We start from the raw sequence: 1,756 nt of genomic DNA, 5'->3' as shown, positions 1-1,756 counted from the left end.
GGGTCAGGATGTTGACCGAGAAGCCGGCCAGATAGATGGCGGCGATGGTGCCGATCATGGCGACCGGCATCGCCAGGCCGGGGATCAGCGTCGCGCGCCAGTCTAGGAGAAACACATAGATGACGATCAGCACCATGGTGACGGACAGGCCGAGCGCGATCTCGACCTCGTGCACCGCGCCCTTGACGAAGACCGCGTCGTCGCTGGTGATCTTGATCGACATGCCCTTGGGCAGGTTTTCCTGCAGCTTGGCGACGGCGGACTGGACGCCGGTCGAGATGTCCAACGTGTTCGATTCCGCCTGGCGGATGATGCCGATGCCGATGCCGGTCTTGCCATCCGAGCGCAATGTGGTCTGGCCAACGTCGGGGCCGAGTGTGACGGTGGCGACATCGCGGATGCGCGTCGTGCCGCCGATGATGATGTTTTCGAACTCTCCCGGCGTGGTGACGTCGGCAGTCGTGCGGACGATCAGGTCCTGGTTGGTCGTGGTGATCGAACCTGCGGGGGAATCGAAGGCGACCGAGGCAAGGGCGGCCCTGAGGTCGGCAACCGTGAAGCCGAGGCTGGCCAGCTTGTTCTGATCGACGTCGATGCGGAAGATCTTGTCGCGGTCGCCATAGACCTGGACGTCGGCAACGCCGGGCACGGCGGCCAACTCGTCCTCGATCTGGTCCTGGACCACCACGGTCATGTCCTGGATCGACATGTTGTCCGAGGTCACCGCCAGCCGCATCACCGGGTCGGAATTGGCGTCGGCCTTGACGATGCGCGGCGGATCGGCGGTGTCCGGCATCTGGTTGGCGACGCGGCCGACGGCATCACGCACGTCCGAGGCGGCGACATTCAGATCGACGCCATCGTTGAACTCGATGGTGACGCGGCTTGAGCCGAATGAGGAAGACGACGAGATCGACTTGACGCCGGAGACGCGGGCGACGGCGCCCTCGATGGTGTCGGTCAGCTCGCGATCGACGGTCTCGGCCGCCGCGCCCTCGAAGGTGGTGGAAACGGTGACGACCGCGCGATCGACATCAGGCAGTTCGCGGATCTCGACGCCGTAGAAGGCGGCCAGGCCGGCGACCGCAATCAGTGTGTTCAGCACGAAGGCCATCACCGGCCTGCGGATGAACAGGGCGGTGAAGCCGGTCTCGCTGGCAGTGTTGGCGGGGCTGGTCATGTGCCTGCGGCGGCGTCCGCGGCGCGCTGCTCTTCACCTGCAAGGCGGACCGCGCCGCCCTCGCTGACGCTCTGGGTGCCCTCTGTGACCACCATGTCGCCATTGTCGATCTCGGCGTCGATCAGCACGGTCTCGGTGTTGCGCTGTATGATGCGCACCGGGACCCGCCTGGCCTTGCCATCCTCGATCTGCCAGACATAGGCGCCGTCCGACCCCCACAGGATCGCCAGCGGGCTGACGGCCGGATAGATTTGCCCCGGAAATTTCATGGTGATGCCGAACGACATGCCGGCGCGCAACGAATCCGCAGGGTTGGCGATCTTGGCCTTGACCAGCAGGGTGCGGCTCTTTTCATCGATGTGGTTGTCGATGGCCGAAACGGTGCCGCTATAAGCGTTGCTGGGATTGGCGATCGGCGTCGCCGTCAATTGTGCGCCGACCTTGACGGCGGCAGCGAAGCGCTCGGGCACTAGGAAATCGACCAGGATTGAGGACCGGTCGTCGAGCGTGGCGATGGCCGACTGGTTGGTGACATAATTGCCGGCCGAGATCGGCAGGATGCCGACGGTGCCAGCG

The 1,756-nt window shown here is 65.0% G+C and carries 2 protein-coding genes; both read right to left on the bottom strand.

Annotated elements, in window-relative coordinates; translation table 11 throughout:
• Nucleotides 1-1,180: efflux RND transporter permease subunit (locus tag EN984_RS33435; protein ID WP_164765867.1), on the bottom strand; the 1,180-nt coding region annotated here is incomplete at its 3' end.
• The coding region (locus EN984_RS33430) for an efflux RND transporter periplasmic adaptor subunit (protein WP_127384299.1) at nucleotides 1,177-1,756 on the bottom strand (580 nt) is incomplete at its 5' end. The genes EN984_RS33430 and EN984_RS33435, both read right to left, overlap by 4 nt.

This window comes from Mesorhizobium sp. M7A.F.Ca.CA.004.12.1.1 (assembly GCF_003997835.1).
Classification (GTDB): domain Bacteria; phylum Pseudomonadota; class Alphaproteobacteria; order Rhizobiales; family Rhizobiaceae; genus Mesorhizobium.
This window is presented reverse-complemented; position numbering and strand designations above follow the sequence as displayed.